Annotated in this window: 16 protein-coding genes and 1 pseudogene; 13 read left to right on the plus strand and 4 right to left on the minus strand. The window is 42.5% G+C overall.

Going from position 1 to position 15,917, the window contains the following annotated elements:
- The first annotated feature begins 91 nt into the window (after positions 1-91).
- Positions 92-1,207 carry a type 1 glutamine amidotransferase domain-containing protein gene (locus SANK73390_RS19530; RefSeq protein ID WP_462768018.1) on the plus strand — a complete coding sequence of 372 codons (1,116 nt, stop codon included), beginning with the start codon at positions 92-94 and terminating at the stop codon, positions 1,205-1,207.
- 113 nt (positions 1,208-1,320) lie between these two features.
- Here the strand turns inward: SANK73390_RS19530 and SANK73390_RS19535 are convergent, their stop codons facing one another.
- The gene (locus SANK73390_RS19535) at positions 1,321-2,100 is read right to left on the minus strand and encodes a thioesterase II family protein (RefSeq protein ID WP_462768019.1); all 780 of its coding nucleotides are present in this window, start codon (positions 2,098-2,100) and stop codon (positions 1,321-1,323) included.
- Positions 2,101-2,336: 236 nt separating this feature from the next.
- Between SANK73390_RS19535 and SANK73390_RS19540 the strand changes: the two genes are divergently transcribed.
- Complete coding sequence (locus SANK73390_RS19540; protein ID WP_462768020.1) at positions 2,337-4,379, plus strand: bifunctional 2',3'-cyclic-nucleotide 2'-phosphodiesterase/3'-nucleotidase; 2,043 nt, start codon at positions 2,337-2,339, stop codon at positions 4,377-4,379.
- Between the two features lie 118 nt (positions 4,380-4,497).
- On the plus strand, positions 4,498-6,687 hold the full coding sequence (locus SANK73390_RS19545; RefSeq protein WP_462768021.1) for a DUF6359 domain-containing protein: 2,190 nt from the start codon (positions 4,498-4,500) through the stop codon (positions 6,685-6,687).
- Positions 6,688-6,727: 40 nt separating this feature from the next.
- On the opposite strand, the gene SANK73390_RS19550 is transcribed toward SANK73390_RS19545, so the two are convergent.
- A complete protein-coding gene (locus SANK73390_RS19550; protein ID WP_462768022.1) occupies positions 6,728-7,480 on the minus strand; it encodes an alpha/beta hydrolase in 753 nt (250 codons plus the stop codon).
- A 193-nt stretch (positions 7,481-7,673) separates the two neighbouring features.
- Here SANK73390_RS19550 and SANK73390_RS19555 point away from each other — a divergent pair, with 193 nt between their 5' ends.
- From SANK73390_RS19555 to SANK73390_RS19565, 3 genes are all read left to right on the plus strand, one after another.
- Positions 7,674-8,297, plus strand: coding sequence for a LysE family translocator (locus tag SANK73390_RS19555; RefSeq protein ID WP_462768023.1), 624 nt, complete (start codon positions 7,674-7,676; stop codon positions 8,295-8,297).
- 106 nt (positions 8,298-8,403) lie between these two features.
- Positions 8,404-8,655 carry a hypothetical protein gene (locus SANK73390_RS19560; RefSeq protein ID WP_462768024.1) on the plus strand — a complete coding sequence of 84 codons (252 nt, stop codon included), beginning with the start codon at positions 8,404-8,406 and terminating at the stop codon, positions 8,653-8,655.
- A 54-nt stretch (positions 8,656-8,709) separates the two neighbouring features.
- A complete protein-coding gene (locus SANK73390_RS19565) occupies positions 8,710-9,291 on the plus strand; it encodes a nucleoside deaminase (RefSeq protein ID WP_462768025.1) in 582 nt (193 codons plus the stop codon).
- Positions 9,292-9,513: 222 nt separating this feature from the next.
- Here SANK73390_RS19565 and SANK73390_RS19570 read toward each other — a convergent pair whose 3' ends face one another.
- Entirely contained in the window at positions 9,514-10,050 is a 537-nt protein-coding gene (locus SANK73390_RS19570) for a dihydrofolate reductase family protein (RefSeq protein ID WP_462768026.1), read from the minus strand.
- Positions 10,051-10,151: 101 nt separating this feature from the next.
- Between SANK73390_RS19570 and SANK73390_RS19575 the strand changes: the two genes are divergently transcribed.
- Complete coding sequence (locus tag SANK73390_RS19575; protein ID WP_462768027.1) at positions 10,152-10,706, plus strand: TetR/AcrR family transcriptional regulator; 555 nt, start codon at positions 10,152-10,154, stop codon at positions 10,704-10,706.
- Positions 10,707-10,746: 40 nt separating this feature from the next.
- Here SANK73390_RS19575 and SANK73390_RS19580 read toward each other — a convergent pair.
- A pseudogene (locus SANK73390_RS19580) lies at positions 10,747-10,830 on the minus strand (transposase); the annotation flags it as partial.
- Between the two features lie 982 nt (positions 10,831-11,812).
- Here SANK73390_RS19580 and SANK73390_RS19585 point away from each other — a divergent pair.
- From SANK73390_RS19585 to SANK73390_RS19610, 6 genes are all read left to right on the plus strand, one after another.
- Positions 11,813-12,022, plus strand: coding sequence for a hypothetical protein (locus SANK73390_RS19585; RefSeq protein WP_462768028.1), 210 nt, complete (start codon positions 11,813-11,815; stop codon positions 12,020-12,022).
- A gap of 30 nt (positions 12,023-12,052) precedes the next feature.
- Complete coding sequence (locus SANK73390_RS19590) at positions 12,053-12,616, plus strand: hypothetical protein (protein ID WP_462768029.1); 564 nt, start codon at positions 12,053-12,055, stop codon at positions 12,614-12,616.
- A 13-nt stretch (positions 12,617-12,629) separates the two neighbouring features.
- Entirely contained in the window at positions 12,630-13,280 is a 651-nt protein-coding gene (locus SANK73390_RS19595; protein WP_462768030.1) for a hypothetical protein, read from the plus strand.
- A 6-nt stretch (positions 13,281-13,286) separates the two neighbouring features.
- Complete coding sequence (locus SANK73390_RS19600; RefSeq protein WP_462768031.1) at positions 13,287-14,252, plus strand: hypothetical protein; 966 nt, start codon at positions 13,287-13,289, stop codon at positions 14,250-14,252.
- Between the two features lie 2 nt (positions 14,253-14,254).
- A complete protein-coding gene (locus SANK73390_RS19605) occupies positions 14,255-15,157 on the plus strand; it encodes a hypothetical protein (RefSeq protein WP_462768032.1) in 903 nt (300 codons plus the stop codon).
- Between the two features lie 61 nt (positions 15,158-15,218).
- On the plus strand, positions 15,219-15,917 hold the full coding sequence (locus SANK73390_RS19610) for a hypothetical protein (protein ID WP_462768033.1): 699 nt from the start codon (positions 15,219-15,221) through the stop codon (positions 15,915-15,917).

A 15,917-nucleotide genomic window follows, 5' to 3' on the forward strand; every position in this document is an offset into this window, starting at 1 on the left:
TAGAAATACGTATTTTATGCGTTTCTTCACAGTTGCTTCACATCACTTTCTTTAGCCTTGAGAGACACCTAAAAGTTAAAGGAAACAAGTTATGTTCAAAATGATCTTACCTATATTTTTAGCGGCGGCCAGCTTTACGGTTTATGCGGGTGATAATCCCAATGTAGTGATGGTACTCAGTAGCCATGGTCAATTGTCAGCTGATGGCGAACTTAGCCAGCCGGGCTATGAGTTTGATGAGCTAGCAAAGGCATATCGTGTTTTTAAAGCAAATGGCTTAGATGTTACTTTTGCAAGCCCAGCGGGCGGCAAACCTGTTGCAGATAAATATGATAGTCAAAAACCTTACAACCAAGCTTTTTTGCAAGATACACATGCCGTTACGGCACTTAATACCACCTATAAAATTAGCGCACTAGATGCACAGAACGTTGATGCAGTGTTTGTTGTTGGCGGAAAAGGGCCGATGTTTGATTTATATAAGCACAAACCTCTACAAAAGCTTATCGCTCAAGTTTATCAGCAGCAGGGTGTGATCTCAGCGGTATGTCATGGTCCAGCAGCTTTGGTTAATGTAAAACTCAGTAATGGGCAATACTTAGTAGATAACAAACGAGTAAATGGGTTTACTAACCAAGAAGAAATAGCATTTGGTAAAAAATGGCGGCCACATTTTGATTTTTTACTAGAGGATAAACTTAAAGAGCGAGGTGCTCAGTTTGAGCATGCAGGAATGATGCTGAGCCATGTTGAAAAAGATGGCAACCTTATAACTGGACAAAACCCATTCTCAACTGCCCAAACCGCCACAGAAGTGGTAAAGGCACTTGGAATTAAGCCGGTGGATTTAGCACCTAATAAAGATGATAAAACGATGGCCTTGGTGAAAAAAGTGATGGCAGGTGATAATCAAGCGGTATCGACATACCAGCAGCATGCGCAAGATTATGATGTTATGTTAATGGCTATGTCGGGGGTTTATCAGCTTAAGCATACGCAAGACGAAAAAGTTGTAAGTGGTGCCGTTGTATTACTGGAGCTGACTCAAAAGCAAGTTAATCATCCAATGCTTGATTTGAGCTTAGCGCAGGGTTACATACAACAAAATAAGCATCATCAAGCAAAAGCGCTTGTTGAAGGTGTGATTAAATCACACCCTGATAATCAACAAGCTCAGGTACTATTAAAGTCGATTGGTCAAATTTAGATAGATGTATATTAGTGCTTACTTATGGTGTAGCTATTAATAAAGTTGCACCATGTCCAATAATCTCTAATCTAAAGCGATAAAATATCAATTAGATATTCATACTATTGTAGTTAGCCTACCTGAGTTAACATAATATCATTGTGTATTTGTGCAATGATATTATTTACTGCTTGGCCAACTTGTTCGTTATGACTATCGATAAAGAAGTGGTCGCCTTCAAAATATTCAAATGAAAAGTTACTCGAAAAGTAATTTTGCCAATCAAGCTGTTCTTGCTCGGTTATTTCATCTTTTTTACCCGCAAATACACTGATATTACATGATAATTGCTCTGTCCCTGTGTACCTGTAGGTGTCAGCAAGTTTAAAATCTGCGCGTAACACAGGCATGAATAGCGCCATCAATTCTTCATTTTCTAAAACAGCGGGAGGCGTACCATTAAGACTTTTTAACTCTTCAATAAAGTCGGCATCATTTAACAAATAAACGTTCTTGTCACTGCGGTCTTTGCCTGGGTTTGCACTGCCTGAGGCAATGAAATGACAGGGTCCTTGTTGGCCACGTTTTTTTATTTTTAACTGTATCTCAAAGGCAACTCTGGCACCTAGGCTATGACCATAAAAAATGGTATCGGCGTTTAAATGTGGCGTTAATTCATCAAGGAGCGTGTTTGTTAAGGTATCCATACAATCTGCAGGTGGCTCACTAAAGCGGCTGCCACGTCCGGGCATAGAGATCATAATCAGCTCTACATAATGCGGCAGGGTGTTTTGCCAATCGCTAAATGATCTTGCACTTCCTCCAGCATAAGGAAAGCAGATTAGTTTCAAAGTCGCTTGCGGATTGGGTTTTGGGATATATAACCACTGGCTTGGTGGTAAGTTGCTCATTTAAATATCCTTTTTTATTTCTGATTTTTTTAATGAATATGCTCTGTAGTGTATCGCGTTAGGGAATAAAAAGAAATCCATAGCCAAATTTGTTGGTGTTTTATACTAAAGTTCACAATATTAATGTACCCAAAAGTCATATAAATGGCATTAATTTGCCATGAATAATTCGCTTAATTGTCTTTTTTTATCTCTATAGTACTTGCTCTATTTTAGATAAACAAAGAGCACGGATCATGAAAACAAAGTTACTACCATTAGCAATATTGTGTGGCTCAAGCGCATTATTCGCTGGCTGTTCAGACTCAGACAATAAACAACAGGTTAAAAAAGTTGAAGTTCCCCAAGCAAAAGTAGTGAGTGACGGAACCAAAATAGAAGTTCGCTTGTTAGAGACCACAGATTTGCATGCCAATCTACTGAACTTTAACTACTTTGCAGATAAACAAGACGATAAAGTGGGTCTGGTAAAAACGGCTGCTTTGATCCGCCAAGCGCGCGAACAGGCAACCAACTCAGTATTGGTAGATAACGGAGATTTAATTCAAGGCAGCCCGTTGGGCGACTATATGGCTAAGATTAAAAACTTAGCGGATGGTGAAGTACATCCTGTGTATGCAGCAATGAATACATTGGATTATGATGTAGCGAATATTGGTAATCATGAATTTAACTTTGGGTTAGAGTTTTTAGACGAAGCAATTGATGATGCGAACTTTCCTTATATTTCGGCCAATGTATTTAAAGATGATGGCGATGATGATGCCAGCAACGATGAGCCTTTATTTTCACCTTATGTGATCCAAGAAAAAACCTTTAAAGATACTGATGACACGGAGCATGTCATTAAGGTTGGCTTTATTGGTTTTGTACCACCACAAATTATGCAATGGGATAAAGCGAATCTTGAAGGCAAAGTGATTGCCAAAGATATTATTGAAATGGCTAATCTCTATGTACCAAAGATGAAAGAAGAAGGCGCTGATTTAATTGTTGCCATTCCTCATTCTGGATTAGAAGTAAGCGCTAAAAAACCCTTAGCAGAAAATGCCAGTTATTACTTGTCTAAAGTTGAAGGCATTGATGCCATTATGTTTGGGCATGCTCATGCGAACTTCCCAGGTCCTCGTTATGAAGGTTTGGCAGAGCATGGCGTAGATGTTGAAAAGGGTACTGTTAATGGCGTAGCGGCAGTTATGCCAGGCTTTTGGGGTAATCACTTAGGTGTGATTGACCTAACTTTAGAGTACACATCGGGTGATTGGCAGGTCAGTGATTCACAGTCTACATTGCAAGCTATTTATGAAACTGATGCAAACCGTGTAACCACTGCACTTGTTGAAAACGACGCACAAGTAGAGTCGGCAGTAACACAAGCCCACCAAGATACACGTGAATGGGTTAATGCCCCATTTGCAAAAATCACAAGCCCAGTAAATAGCTATTTTGCTTTGGTTAATGATGACCCGTCTATTCAAATAGTGACTGATGCGCAAACTTGGTACACACAAAAAATTGTACAGGGTACTGAACTGGATGGCTTGCCTATTTTATCTGCAGGCGCACCATTTAGAGCGGGTCGTGGCGGTGCTGATGATTATACCTCAATTGCAAAGGGGGATATTGCATATCGAAATGTTGCTGACTTATATATATACCCTAATGTATTAAAAGTATTGAAGCTTTCTGGCGCACAGGTTAAAGAATGGCTAGAAATGTCTGCCGGTCAATTTATGCAAATTGATACTGCCAGTACAGACGTTCAAATGCTGATTAATTCTGACTTTCCATCATATAACTTTGATGTGTTAGATGGTGTAACGTATCAAGTTGATGTGACTCAACCTGCAAGATACAACGCAAATGGGGAAAAAGTATCTGATGGTCAGCGTATTGTTGCATTGACCTATCAAGGTCAGCCAGTAGATGCGCAGCAGCAGTTTTTAGTTGCAACCAATAATTATCGCGCTTCTGGTGGCGGCAACTTTCCAGCCATTGGTGCAGATAAAATAGTGGTTGATTCACCAGATGAGAACCGCCAAGTTGTTGCTGATTATATTGCTCATCAAAGCAGTAAAAACAATGGCCAAGGCCTTAACCCAGCAGCAGATATGAACTGGTCATTTGCACCTGTTGCGAATGTACAAATTCAATTCACCAGTGCAAATAGTGATGATGCAAAAGCATATAGTGAGCAATTTAGTCATATTTTGCCGACCACAGAAGTTAACGAAGACGGCTTTGCTATTTACCAACTGGATTTAACTCAACCTCAGTAATTTGTGCTTATCAGCGCATAAAAACAGCCTCATTGTTAGGGGCTGTTTAACCTAACCCTAGCTGCAGTCTTTGCTTTGCAAAGTGATAGGAACTTCAAACAATAACGGGAACTTTAGAATGAAACCTATGTATAGGAATAGCGCGCTTGCTTTGCTTATTGGCACAAGCATAGCCTGCGGCTCAGCATATGCTGCTGATGCTTACAGTTGGAACAATGTCGCACCAGTTAAAACGCCAACGGCGAGCAATAATAATGGTAAAACAGTTTATTTTGATGTATCGCACGGCGGTGTTGAAGGTAATGCTGATTGGGTAATTGATGGTGCATTTTCTGATTTTGCAGATGCTTTAGTACAAGAAGGTTATACGGTAAAAGAATACCGTGGTGTTGATTTAAACAATGATGGCCGCATTCGCTTTTTTGACGACCGTGTTAATGGTGCAAATCAAAATGAAGCAATCATTACTTATAACGCTATTAAAGACGCTGATGTATTTGTATTGGCCGAAACTAACCGTCCTTTTACGTTAAGCGAACAAGCGGCGCTTGAGCAGTTTGTTGCTGCGGGTAAAGGTATATTCTTTGTGGCCGATCACTATGATGCTGACCGTAACTTAAATACTTGGGATGCAACAGAAGTATTTAACGGTTATAACCGCTCAGATTTAAGTAAATACAACATGGGTGGCGCTTACGGTGATTGGCGTAACCCTAAAAGTGCTAATGCGGGCTGGTTAGTTGAAAACTTTGGTATTCGCTTTCGCTTTAACGGAGTAGATTACAAGCAAGGTGTGAGCGGCGTTGTTGCGAGCAATAAAACTGAAGGGATCACCCAAGGTGTGCAGCCAATTTTAATGGCGGCAGGTGCGACTTTAGCAGTTGTTGACCCACAAAAAGCAAAAGGCTTGGTGTACTTCTCTGAGTCTGACACCCCTGTAAAATGGCGACATGCAAAAGACCAAGGTTTATACTTTGGTGGCGCTGCAGAAGGCCCTTATGCGGCAATTGCAAAGTCGGGTGCAGGTAAAGCGGCATTTATTGGTGACTCTTCACCCATTGAAGACGCAACCCCTAAATATCGTCGTCAAGATAATGCCAATACTAAAAAAACTTATCCTGGATGGACTGATTCGGGAAATGCTGCTGTTTTAGCGGTAAATATTATAAATTGGCTAGCCACACCAGAGAGTTACCAGTATTTTGACGGTACAAATAGCCGAGTGAGTGGGGTTGCAACGCCAACGCCAATGGCAGTTCAAGAATACACAGATCCTAACAATGGCCAGCCTTGGGGCACGCCTGCAAGTGGCTTTAATGCGTGGGATACAGATACCTATAAAAACAACTCGTTTAATGCACCATATGGTGATGGGCAAACTAACCCAGACCCGGATCCAGACCCTACACCAACACCGGGTAATACTGTTTCTGTAGAGCAAGCGTTAGCAGCATCACAAGGCACTGAGCTGGTGGTTATTGGTAAAGTAACTGCGGCGGTAAATGGCATTTATGGTTTAGACTTAACCGACTTAAATAACCCTTCGAGCCACATTTATGTCAAGCTTGAAAGCGCTCAGCGCAGCGACTTCAATCCACAGTTAAACCCTAGTATTTTAAACCAGAATATCATTGTTACTGGCAAGCGTAATAGCTATATGGGCGAGCCGGGTTTACGTTATGTAAGTGATATTCAAATTGCCCCTACGGCGCTTTCGGTAGAGCAAGCATTAGCAACCGCACAAGGCGAAAGTATTGAATTAACGGGACGTGTTAAATCGGCACTTAATAACATTTATGCTTTGGTACTAGAAGATAGCAATGATGCAAGTTTTACCATTAACGTGAAGCTTGAAAAATCTCAGCGCAGTGCATTTAGCCCACAATTAAACCCATCAATTTTAGATGCTCAGTTACTTATCAAAGGTGTTCGAGATAGTTACATGAGTGCACCGGGTGTACGTCAAGTAAACTCTATTGAAGTACTTGATGGCGGCACAACGACACAGCCAGATCCAAGTACTGACCTATCAGTTAGCGATGTCTTGGCAATGAACAATGGGCAAGCCGTGGTTGTTGCTGGGGTTATCACCTCGGCAATTAACGGCAAATATGCATTAGTACTAAGTGATGATAATAATAGCGCTGATACGCTGTACATTAAGCTTGAGTCATCACAACGCGGTGCATTTAGCCCGCAATTAAGCCCAAGTGTATTAGGAAAGCGTTTACGTGTTGAAGGTATTAAGAATGATTATATGAATCATGCTGGTGTGCGCAACGTAAGCAAATTAACTTTACTTGATTAACGGTTGAACTAGGAAAATTAAAGGGCCGGAAGGCCCTTTTTTAGCTTATGGCTTTTAAGGTGCTACATGTTGCACCTTTAATATGCTTTTCAACTAACAATGTAATACGGCGTTTAAGCCAATCAGGGCCGTAATCACTCATATCGTTGTGTTTAGACTTAGCTATTTTTACCACGCAGCTGCCTTGGCTTTTTTGTTCTTGCTTGGTTGGTAAAACCCCCGAGTCAGCAGCAAAGTCGCTAGCACGAATAGACAGCACGCGAATGTTTTTGGTTCTAGGTAATGGTACTCTGCGGTGATCGAGGGTAATAATATCGCTGATAAAAGTAATGCCTTGGCTTGCTAGTAGTGATGATATGTCACCGCCATTAGAGTGCCCAAGTAGCATTAGTTTGTTAAAGTCGTAATTTGGATAGTGCTTTGCTAAATGTTCACGTACCACTTGAACTGTTTTTGCGCCGCGTTGCCAGTTTTCTTGTCGAGTTTTGAACAAGTTGCCAGAGATAGATAATGGTGGATCGCTGGGGAGTTCATGACCAATCGCGACACTTAGGTATCCTAGCTCATTAAGCTTATTAGAAATGAATTGGTACTTTGTATGTTCAACGCCATACCCTGCGTTTATAAAAGCGACACTACACTGTTTACCGGTGGTACATGCTTGGTGTTTTATTGGTTGAGACACTGCGATGGGGATCTGACGTTGACGCGTGTCATCATTTATTGTGGTGATTGCAAAGCTATTCATACTTGCTGCCAGCAAAGTCAAGGCACTAACTAATGTGGTGCGCATATCGTTCCTTCTTTTTATTATTTTCATCAATTTTGGTCAGCAAGTATAATAAAAAAATGCCTTAATCTCAGGTTAATTGGTTGAAATGTATTTATCTTTTTCTCGACCTTAGCTTTTGTTTAACTTAACCGCAAGTTTGGATAAATGTTACATTTTGCAATATAAGCACTGCATAACGAATAAGGAATTTACTGTGAGTCTCTCTACTTTACTACTTTTTATACCAGCCTGTTTTGCCTTGAATATGGCTCCGGGACCAAACAATTTGTTGGCATTCAATAATGCGCAGCGTTATGGCTTTAGTAGTGCAATAGTTGGGGGCTTTGGGCGGCTATTGGCATTTGTGATTATGATAACGTTGGCCGCAAGTGGATTGGCTGTGGTGCTACTTACCTCACAATGGCTATTTTTTGCTATAAAGTTATTAGGTGCTGGTTACTTATTTTGGCTGGCAATTAAGCTTTGGCACGCGCCAGTTCACACCGCTTTATCAAGTCAATTTTTGCAGGCTTCTAAGTTTCAACTAGCCAAGCAAGAGTGTTTGCTTGCACTGGGTAATCCTAAAGCTATTTTGATATTTACGGCATTTTTACCGCAATTTATTGAGCCATCTAAAGCGGTGGGGGAGCAGTTTATACAATTAGGGGGCTTATTTTTATTACTAGAATTAATTGCCGTTAGTATGTATGCAGCAATGGGCGCGTTTTTGCAAAATTGGTTTAAGCGCACGTCTGTTATGCAGTATTTTAATCGCGGTTGTGCAACGCTCATTGCCGCACTGGGCATTGGTATGTTATTTGATGCAAAAACGCGCTAACTATTTATTATAAAAGCTAAATTAGCACTTCTTGATATTTTTATCGTGACGATAAAAAATATTTCTCAGCACCTTTGGGCACTATTTTGTACTCTACGTCTCTTTAATGTTAATTAGCTACGAGTCAAAGCCTGTGAAAATTTGTTTTATTATGTACCCTTGGAATAAAGTTGAGCCTGAGAACGACTCAACTTTACGCTTGATCCACGCGTGCGTAAAGCGAGGCCACACTGTGGCGCTTGCAACCATAAACAATTTAACTGGGTTAATAGGTTTTGGTTTTCATATCGTGGAAGTTGGGCGAGTGTCGCCCAAATCTCATAAGCATTACTACAAAGATGAGTGTGTATGTGCTTGAAGATCAAGCTATGCTGTTACCAATACATCCAAAACTAATTTAAAGGAACTGATCATGGCCATATTAACAAAACGTGCGCAAATTTGTGATGAGGCGCTAGAGGCCGTTGCTCATATGCCAACCCGCAGTTTGCCAACTTTAATGGGTGGGGAATTTGGTAGTAGTTTGAGTGATGCTGATTTTATGCGCATAGCGGTGTTATTGGCGCAAAAAAGCTATCAAGAGGGCGGCTGCCCAATTGGCGCAGTGATAGTAGATAACTTAACAAAAAGAATTGTAGGTAAAGGCCACAATACCCTAGTACAAGAAGATCACCCTTATAACCATGGTGAAACCTCGGCCATTCGCGATGCTGGGCGAATCGACTTTAGTAAAACCACCTTGTATACCAGTTTAAGCCCCTGTGATGTATGCGCCACTTTGTTGTACATGCGCGGGTTTAGTAAAGTTGTGGTGGGGGATGTAACCAATGCCTCTGGCAACGAAAGCTTACTACAAGAAAAAGGTGTTGAAGTTGAGATACTTGAAGATTCAGTAGGAATTGCACAGTATGCCAAATTTAGAGAAGAAAAACCCGATCAAGACTTAGAAGATTGGCAAGGTGTGAGCGCGGTGAAAAATTCTAGGGTGCTTTAATAATTCACTGTCATAACTTTAAGGAAGTTCTTAGCCAAAATCAGCGTGCAGTGTACTCGGTTTTGTCAGAGGCGCTTTTTTGCCCATATTCGCTTTTAATATGTTTGAGGTGAATAAGTCTTAACTTGATTTGTCAAATTAGGCTAAGCGAACTTAATAAAACCTGATAGTTCCGTGTGCCAAAAGCGGTCTTTCGCATTGGCACATGTATTCAATTGAATATTAACCAACGTAGCGCTCAAAACGATTTTGGCAGATACCATTTGAGTACTTTTCAGATTTTGTACACCTAAATTCTATTACACGATTTAATTCACCGAAGAGTCGGATTCCACTGCCAAGTAATATTGGTATTGTTGTAATTAGAAGCTCATCAACCAAGTCTTCTTTTAAAAAACTCTGAATAGTCAAGCCACCATCTATATATAAGTTGTTGTATCCTTTTTTCTTTAACTCGTTATTGATACTTTTTATATTCCCTTTAACTAAAAATGCTTTTCCTTTCAGTTTATCTGGCATTTTCGTCAATGATTTACTTAAAACGAAAACCGGTTTGCTGTAAGGCCATTCAATATCCATACTCGCAACTAACTCCATCGTGTTACGACCCATAACTAAAGCATCGATACTTTCCATATGAGCCTGATAACCCATATCGATATTATCTGGATTAGGAATAGTCTCTAACCAATCAATTTCATTATTTTTTCCAGCGATGTAACCATCGAGGCTTGTAGCTATAAATACTTTATTGGACATAAATACCCCTATTAACTTAATTTTACTTTATTCTACGATGTAGAATATTGTAAAATTATTCTACATCGTAGAAATTAAAAGTAAAGTTTATAGATTTTTATATGAAGCAATCCGAAGCAAAAAGAGGTCGCCCGTCCAAAAATAAAAACAGCCTTAGTGCCGAGTTAATAGTAAGTAAAGCTAAATGTATGATGGCTGGCACTGGGAAAGTTCCTAGTATGAGGGCCATTTCGAAAGAATTGAATGTCGATCCTATGGCTTTATATTATTACTTTAAAAACAAAAATATTTTACTGGAGGGTGTTGCTAAGTCACTAATGTCTGAAATATATGTACCTAGCGGAAAATTAGATTGGAAACAAGAACTAAAAGAGCTTTCAAAAAGCTATTTAGCAATTCTCCAAAAATATGATGGCTTATTAAAGACTCTCTTATCTATGTCTTCAAACAGTCCTGCCGATGTATTTGTAAGTAGATTTAATTTAATTGTTAACCCATTAAAATTAAGAAGCGATCAAGAAAAGGCTTTTCTTGATCTATTAGTTGACTATCTTCATGGCTTTTCAATGGCACTAGCATGTGACTCAAATGGTGAATTGACACCAGATTATGCGGATAACTCCCTAGACTTTTTATTCAAAAGGGTGCAGGTATAATACACTACTAGTTAAAGTGTATATGTCTGCTTATAGCTCAAAATGCCCTACGCACACAGCGCGAAACACAATGATAATATCGAGTATCTGACAAACTTATCTGCCGCTTCCTTGCTAAACCCATCGTTCACTCCTTGAACTTAGAATTTGAAATGATTTTGAGAATTTAAAGCTTAGGCAAAACACTCAAAGTTTCAAGCTTGAACGTGGCCCACGTAAGTTTCCGTAAGTTCCTCAGAATTTGAGTTCATGAATGCCTGTCCACGTTAGTTTTCTCATTATAAAATCGCCTTTAATATTGATGGGGATTTTTCACATAGATAAGCCAAAAAGACTAGGGTAAGAGCATGAAAAATCACTTGCCATTCATTGTCTTTTCAAGGTAGAGCTCGTTTCCAGCAACCTTCATTTGCCAAGCACGTACGCCTTTTTTGAATATTGTTTCTTTTTACAATAAATTTAATGCTATATGCCGTACGCCAGCGAATACTACTGCTCCTCCATCTCGGCGAATGCGACAACCACCTTCGTTCATCACAAATTCTAAACACTAAGTAAGGCTATTCTCAATGTGCAAATGAGCACATGTAGCTTGTGCTAATTTCTGTGCACTCAGTTTAGGAAGTTGCAGGGTGATTGATGAGATGGGCGTGCCTAAATCGGCGTCAATGCGCCAAACTGATAGTGATAAACACAGTTAACCGGAGTGTCGATCATGAATCAAGTTAGTACCTTATCCATTGCTCCGGCAAAAAACGTCTTTCAGTTACCGGCAGGGAAAAAATATTTAAATCAATGTTTTAGTGGTTTTTTAGCTGAATCAACGTCGTAATTCTCTATGATTAGCGGTCCGTGTAATTAGGTGTAATGTTTACAAGATAACTTCTGTGCTACAAATAACTTACATACTAATTTGTCTGACTTACTATTACGTCGACAAGGAACTAGCATGAATTTGGCGGTAATCAATAGAAGTAGAACAACAAGGAGTGTCGGTCCTCCGCTTGTTCTTATGATAGCAACAGAAATCGCACGGGCTTGTGAAATAAGCCCGGGTCCTGTTGTTTCAAAAACAGTTCAAATTACAACCTACAGATTGGTGTGCAATGACAAAGCATATTCTTGACTATTACACGGATTTGATGGCCGGGATATTTTACATGGCACTGACAGCATTGACTTTATGGGTAGTGCGCTACCTTTCTTGCAATCAAGCTTTGATGAATTTTGAGCTCAAACCGGTAAGTAAAACCGGTTCACAAGTACCAATGTTTCACAAATTCACCAGTAGTTTTGAACTGAGTACTGGTGCGTAATTTTATTACTGAAGACAATAAGGAGAAAACATGAGTGATTTTACTTTTGAAAATCAACTGAAACGCTATGGTCTGGGCCCAGACGATGTGTCGAAGTGTAGCGATTGTGATGGACCGATTCAGTTCGGTGTATCCGGTGGCGGCAAGGATATTAAAGCAGCCAAAGTGCTTGAGACCAAAGATCTGGATGAGGTTAAGAAGTGGACCGGTTGTAGCAATGCTCTGCACGATAGTGGCAAGATCGCTGGCGCGCCTGATGTGCCTGCCTGTAATCCTGGTGATTACAATGTCGATCACCTGGACGATCTGACCAGTGATCTCAGAGAGAATGTAATCAAAGGCGCTGAAGCCTATGTTTGGGGGCACTCAGACAAAGCAGCAGATTGGAAACCCGTGGTTGAAAAATACTTCGCGCCATTTTCGGTACCTGTTTATGCCGTGGATGACATTGTGGTTACCCCTGAAAAACCTTGGATAATAAACGAACCTGATGGATCAGTTGTCAATGCTAAAAAAGTGACGGTAGAGCCAGGCGGACAGATCATCGTTGAGTCTAAAGTCACTGTGAATATCGAAGAGCTTATTCAACAATAACAGGGAGATAGCAATGACTGATTCATCAAGAACGATAACAAATATAGGCACTAAAGGGACCCCAGGAACCTCAGGTCAGGCAGGCGGTTCTGGTAACTCTGGTTCTAAAGGCTCATCAGGGCCTAGCTCAAGCTGGAATGGCTCCTGTCATGGTGATGGTGGTAAAGGCGGTACCGGCGAAACCGGTAAGGTTGGCCGTAACGGCACCGATGGCAGCCGTGGTGGTAATAGTAACTCGGTAACCCTTAACGTTGGTGCCATTACCGGCGACATTTCTATCCATAACGCCGGTGGTCCTGGTGGTTCCGGTGGAAGTGGCGGCAAAGGCGGTCAAGGTGGTCAAGGTGGTGAAGGCGGTGACGGTGGTTGCGGTTCTAAAGGCGATAAAGGCCAGGGCGGCAACGGCGGTACCGGCGGCAATGGTGGTAACGGCGGTAACGGTGGTGATGGTGGTACGTTCACTGTGATTTACACAAAGTTAGATCCAAGTGCCAATATTACTACCAGCTCAGAAGAAGCGACCGGTGGCACCGGTGGTGCTGGTGGTCCGGGCGGTGATGCCGGCTCCGGTTCTCCTGACGGTAGTTCAGGCAATGGCGGCCAAGCCGGTACTCCCGGTAACCCCGGTAGAGCAGGTGTGATCAACGTTGTTCCTAAAGGTTAATAAACGATGACCGTAGCACAGGACATCAGCGCGTTAGCACCGGCCTCCGAGCGATTGGGCATTTTCGATAGTGTCTCGTTCGAGCAGGAGCTTAACACTCTGTTACCAAAATCAACTTGGGCCAGTGAAGATGGTCACTCTACGCTCAATGGCAACGGTTCGCCTCTGGAAGTTTGTGTGTCAGCGAAAAATAACAAACTCAGGGGGCGACTTTTGGTTGACCCTTGTCATGTTATGCGAGAACAGGCGAGGTTTCACGGTGCCTGGGAGGTAGCTATTGACCTGTCCTTAACTAAGGCACCTGAGTTAACCGCCAGTTTGAAAACCACTTTGGATATGATGTGCCAATGGTGTGAACCGGACAGGTTTACCAATGGGCCACTGTGGCTTGCCACGGTACCTGGAGGGCCCGGTATGGCAATGTACTGTGATGCTTATCCGTTTTTGGATAAAGCTTCAGAGCATATTGACGATTGGTTGAAATCCGTTGCTCCTGACTCACGGGATTATTTTGCCACCTTGCTACACAAAACTGAGTCTATTCAGTTGGCCAGTTTCGGTATTGAAGGTCACAGCTTGGATGATGCCAGAGTGAAGATTTATTTTCGCTTAACAGCACAAAGTAACCTACAACACATCGGGGTAGCTGAGTTATATAGCGAGCCGATGTTGCATTGGTTGGCTAAGGTGATATCCGGTGGTGAAATCGACTCATCCGGACTGGTACTGTCTATTTCGGCACCGATGCAAGGTAACGGGGCAACCGATGCCAAGATTGATATTTGTGGTCACTGTGTTGGTCATTCTTTAGCCCAGTGGGACGATATTTTAAGCCAGGTTCCAGGTGCTCAGGGACTACCGCGTTTTTCTGAGTCTCTCGATGAGGACAAGGTAGCCGTTGCATTTGCTGGGTTGGGTGTAACTGCCGACGGGGATACTCGAGTTAATGTGTATTTTCAGGCGGTAAGATAACGATGTCTTTAGTTCAAGCGGTTGACAAGGCAGTTGATTTTATCCTCGATGCTGAGCAAGACGGGCAGTGGCAAGACTATTGCCTGCCAGTAGGGATATCAACTGAATGGGCAACCGCTTATATTGGTTGGGCATTGGCTGAGGCTGCCGACTGCTGGCAAATCCCCAAAGCAGCGGCATCTGCTGCAAGAGCTGCGGATTGGTTAAGCCGCCAACGCACTTATGCCATCGGTTGGGGATACAATCACGAAACCGGAGCCGACTCAGATTCAACGGCTTGCGCCATTGCTTTGCTTGATGCTGTCGGGTATCCGGTGGCAGAGGAAGATCGTGCATTTTTGCGCCGGGCATGGCATGAATCATTAGGCTTTGTCACCTATTGTGATGGGCCTGGAGCATGGTCTGAACCTCATTTAGATATTCTTTGGCCTGCGTTTAAAGGGGCACACTTAGATATACCACAACAGAGCTGGAAAGGCTTGCTGCCTAAGCTGGATGCAAGCTTCGACACCGCGAGTGGCTGGCAAGGCTACTGGTGGAAAGGCCCTTGGTACTGTACATATCACGTGTTATTGGCAGCGCATTGGCTTGATGATAAAAGTCGCTTTTGTTTTACCCCCCATGCCGGACCACTTCAGACCAACTCTTATAGTAGTGCAGGCTGGATAGCGGGCTCTTTGCTGCTATCGGGGCATACCGACACAGGTATGGCGCTGTTTAATCAAATCGCCAACGGTCAAAGAGTAGACGGTTCATGGGACAGTTGTGCAGATCTAAGAGTAACCAAACCTGAGGTTTCAGTACCTGATGACAGTCCACAATCGGGAAAGTTCTATGTTGATCAAAATCGGTTAATGACAACTGCCTCTGTGCTGAGAGCCATGTGTGCAACCTGTAAGGTGTAATTGACCACGGTTGAAATGTATTGAAATACGAATCAAATCATTCATAAGGAGTGAATAGAAAATGAGTAAAGAAGCAACGATTTTAGTCAACGGTGTTAATGGTACAAACGGTGTTGACGGTGATATGGGTGACCCGGGTGACAACGGCCTTGTTGGTAATAAAGGCAAGTGTAGCTGGAATTCCTGCGATGCCGCAGGCGCTGGTGGCAATGGCTCACAGGGCGGCAATGGCACAAACGGCACATCCGGTACCGATGGTACAAATGCGGCATCACTCCAATTGACCATTAATGAGCTGAGCGGTGGCATTTTGGCTATCGAAAGTAAAGGTGGTGATGGTGGTAAAGCGGGTAACGGCGGTGACGGTGGCACGGGTGGTAAAGGTGGTACCGGTGGCAGCGGTGACAGCAAAGGAACACATTGTACTGCAGGTGGAAACGGTGGTAACGGCGGCATCGGCGGTAATGGTGGCTACGGCGGTAGTGGTGGCAATGGCGGTAACGGTGGAAACATTAAAGTGAAGGTTGTTAAGGCTGACGATGAGTCAAATGTTACCGTATCGGTACCCGGTGGTTTTGGCCAACCCGGCGGCACAGGTGGTAAATTTGGTGAGGGCGGCGCAGGCGGTGAACCTGGAAAAGGTGAGTGTAGTGGTGCACCTGTTCCTAGTGCAGGTCTTGCTGGTAGTACAGGCGATCCGGGCAATGCAGGAAGAGCCGGAGAGCCTGGGAATAACGGTAACTATCACGTCGATATTTGA

The organism is Pseudoalteromonas sp. SANK 73390 (assembly GCF_054966645.1).

Bases quoted from the DNA above. Each gene is read 5' to 3' on its own strand.
- SANK73390_RS19530 (WP_462768018.1), top strand. From the start codon at position 92: ATGTTCAAAATGATCTTACCTATATTTTTAGCGGCGGCCAGCTTTACG.
- SANK73390_RS19535 (WP_462768019.1), bottom strand. From the start codon at position 2,100: ATGAGCAACTTACCACCAAGCCAGTGGTTATATATCCCAAAACCCAAT.
- SANK73390_RS19540 (WP_462768020.1), top strand. From the start codon at position 2,337: ATGAAAACAAAGTTACTACCATTAGCAATATTGTGTGGCTCAAGCGCA.
- SANK73390_RS19545 (WP_462768021.1), top strand. From the start codon at position 4,498: ATGAAACCTATGTATAGGAATAGCGCGCTTGCTTTGCTTATTGGCACA.
- SANK73390_RS19550 (WP_462768022.1), bottom strand. From the start codon at position 7,480: ATGCGCACCACATTAGTTAGTGCCTTGACTTTGCTGGCAGCAAGTATG.
- SANK73390_RS19560 (WP_462768024.1), top strand. From the start codon at position 8,404: ATGTTAATTAGCTACGAGTCAAAGCCTGTGAAAATTTGTTTTATTATG.
- SANK73390_RS19565 (WP_462768025.1), top strand. From the start codon at position 8,710: ATGGCCATATTAACAAAACGTGCGCAAATTTGTGATGAGGCGCTAGAG.
- SANK73390_RS19570 (WP_462768026.1), bottom strand. From the start codon at position 10,050: ATGTCCAATAAAGTATTTATAGCTACAAGCCTCGATGGTTACATCGCT.
- SANK73390_RS19575 (WP_462768027.1), top strand. From the start codon at position 10,152: ATGAAGCAATCCGAAGCAAAAAGAGGTCGCCCGTCCAAAAATAAAAAC.
- SANK73390_RS19585 (WP_462768028.1), top strand. From the start codon at position 11,813: ATGACAAAGCATATTCTTGACTATTACACGGATTTGATGGCCGGGATA.
- SANK73390_RS19590 (WP_462768029.1), top strand. From the start codon at position 12,053: ATGAGTGATTTTACTTTTGAAAATCAACTGAAACGCTATGGTCTGGGC.
- SANK73390_RS19595 (WP_462768030.1), top strand. From the start codon at position 12,630: ATGACTGATTCATCAAGAACGATAACAAATATAGGCACTAAAGGGACC.
- SANK73390_RS19600 (WP_462768031.1), top strand. From the start codon at position 13,287: ATGACCGTAGCACAGGACATCAGCGCGTTAGCACCGGCCTCCGAGCGA.
- SANK73390_RS19605 (WP_462768032.1), top strand. From the start codon at position 14,255: ATGTCTTTAGTTCAAGCGGTTGACAAGGCAGTTGATTTTATCCTCGAT.
- SANK73390_RS19610 (WP_462768033.1), top strand. From the start codon at position 15,219: ATGAGTAAAGAAGCAACGATTTTAGTCAACGGTGTTAATGGTACAAAC.